We start from the raw sequence: 2,441 nt of genomic DNA, 5'->3' as shown, positions 1-2,441 counted from the left end.
TTCGAAAAATACGCGGAGGGAGGCTATTCAATACAGTGGTAGGTCTGATCGAAACCTAAACTCCAGGAACTGTAATTTCCTGGAGTTCAGAATTCAATATGTTTCAAAGCGTTAGTTTTATCCCTGCAAACACGCTTCTTGCAGGCCTTTTGACAGGATACGGACGATGTGTTCGCCGCCGGCAATGTCCACGTGCAGGTCCTCATCGAAATACTGCGGCGCGCGGAACCCTTCGCTATACGACAGGCGGAAGTTGACTTTCCCGTTTGGGTTATAACGGATGTTTGCCCTTGGACAGCCTTTTGATGCCGACAAGTTTGAAGCTATAACAACTGTCCCCGTTCAGGATAAATCACCTAATTTTGCACCGTCGAAATCGGCCAGGAAGAGTGTGTTCAAAAAATTTCGGAAAATGTTCGATTAGGGACGGAATTTTCACAATTACCTGTCTGGTAACACGGCGGCAGGGCAGACAAGGTTGCCCTTTTTAGTGTAATGGCTTATATAAAATGTTAAAAAATCAGATTATATAACCGAAATATAAGCCGGGAAAAACAGAAAAGTCCCTCAAGTAAAAATCAGAGAATTTCAACCCGGGGATTTGGTACTTGAAATCGAGTCCGATACCGAAAAGGAAAGAACTGCCTTTTTTATTGTATAAATATTTGGGCTCGACAATACCATACATGGATATATGCTTTTTATCTAATTTATCCAGGATTTCTGATTTTACCGAATAAAAGGGTACAAATCCCGCACCTATTTCAAACTTGTGGGAATTTTGTCCAAGAGTATATGTTACTTCCAATGGAATTGAAATCCAAGCCGGGTTATCGGGCAGCCCGACAATTCCATCTCTTGAAGTAAAGGGGATTATATTGGTGTTTCCTTTTACATATCCCCATCCGGCACCTATTTTATACCCCCATTTCGATATGGATGGATTATCCCCGAATCTGTTATTTATGGATAATTCGGCCACACTCGATCCCAATATTTTAAGATCGACCCGTTTTTGAGCCATTGCTCCTGCAGAGAGGAGGAAAAAAGCGATAAGTATGCAAGAATAAGCGAATAAATTTTTCATACTATTTTTTATTTTCCAATTTTTTGTAATATCAGACCTTTTACTTCCTTTTTATTTGAGGTTGTAGTATATGCATAAGCATATGCTCCTTCAATGCTGGGGGTATTATTTTTTAAAAGATACTTTATGGAATTCCATAAATTGGCTAATAAATTTGAGTTGCTATTGTAGGATATATAAAACTCTGCTTTTTTGTTAAAAACTTTAACTTGACTTGGAGAAGCATTCCATATTTTATCTGATCCTATAGGCTGTTAAACTAAATCTTTTTGATAAAAGCACTGCAAAAATAAATATAAAAATAGCAATACTTGTTTTTTTAACTATTATTAACCGATGCCGCCTTGTCAGGAACCGTTTCTTTCTCCCGGTTGCAGACAGGCGGCGATGTCCCACACGAACAGTGCGATCAGTTCTCCGGGGGTGAATACCGATTGGTTCATCCTGTTTATTGTTTCGATCAATGAGGACACTTTGTTTTTATCGCTTTCCTGTATAAATACAGAGGAATTGTACCCGGCCAAACTGCCGTGTTTAAATGGGGCGCAACCGTGAACGCCCGGCTTCCATTACGGCATCGCGCAACGGATAATTACGCTTGCGCAACATGTTGATGTAGTCCACGAGCACGATACCGTTGTTTACCACAATACCTACAAGCATGATCAACCCGATGAAGGTGGTGACGCTCAAGGTTATTCCCGTTACGAAGGACGCCAGAATGACCCCCACCAACGTAAACGGATTGGTAGCTTCACCCAGCGAAACACCGTTAAGGTCGGCGGTGGTTTTAACATATCGTTGCTGCGATTGACGCTGGATCTCCAGCGGCCCCAGGCTTTCTACGATGTCGGCTATGGCAGACAGGGGAATTTGTTGTCCCAACAGGTTGGAGACCTGCATCTCTTTCAGTTTGTTCACTTCATTCCGATGTTCCGGTGCATATTGCACTACGATACCGTAGTCGTTCCCGTCTTCGCTGAAATCACCCGATTCGGCTCCGTAAAGGTTTTGCCTTACCTGCATGCCTATCATAGCGGTGTTGAGGGCCATTTGCGATGCTTTTACAGCCAAAGCACCTTTAAAATATCCTAAGCCAATGACCGGATCGATTTAGCGGGTGTGTATACCAAACCCTCAAGAGGTGCGGCACTTTTTCATCAGTCCACTCTCACCGACCTTTTCGGTGTGACAGGATTGTCTGCCACAGCTGGCATCCGTTTCTTCAGCAAAAGTCCAATAATTCCGCCTCCCAGCACGGCAACTGTATTTACAAGGGTTCCAATCATTGTATATATCCATTATTGAGTCTGCTTGAGAAAGTCTCTAATTAGATGATTGACATCATAATCAC

Annotated in this window: 3 protein-coding genes and 1 pseudogene; all 4 read right to left on the bottom strand. The window is 42.5% G+C overall.

Annotated features, from left to right (window positions below; translation table 11 throughout):
* Positions 1-135 precede the first annotated feature (135 nt).
* Positions 136-294 (bottom strand): annotated as a pseudogene (locus B3B27_RS06865) (TonB-dependent receptor domain-containing protein); the annotation flags it as partial.
* Between the two features lie 226 nt (positions 295-520).
* A complete protein-coding gene (locus B3B27_RS06860) occupies positions 521-1,087 on the bottom strand; it encodes a hypothetical protein (protein ID WP_238868096.1) in 567 nt (188 codons plus the stop codon).
* A 534-nt stretch (positions 1,088-1,621) separates the two neighbouring features.
* Positions 1,622-2,140 (bottom strand): efflux RND transporter permease subunit, encoded by a 519-nt coding sequence (locus tag B3B27_RS06855; protein WP_286847181.1) that lies wholly within the window; start codon positions 2,138-2,140, stop codon positions 1,622-1,624.
* A gap of 107 nt (positions 2,141-2,247) precedes the next feature.
* Positions 2,248-2,376 (bottom strand): DUF554 family protein, encoded by a 129-nt coding sequence (locus B3B27_RS06850; protein WP_256448718.1) that lies wholly within the window; start codon positions 2,374-2,376, stop codon positions 2,248-2,250.
* Positions 2,377-2,441: the final 65 nt, after the last annotated feature.

The organism is Proteiniphilum sp. UBA5463, assembly GCF_002427225.1.
Lineage (GTDB): Bacteria > Bacteroidota > Bacteroidia > Bacteroidales > Dysgonomonadaceae > Proteiniphilum > Proteiniphilum propionicum.
Note: the sequence above shows the minus strand (reverse complement) of the source record. Positions and strands in the feature narration are given on the sequence as shown.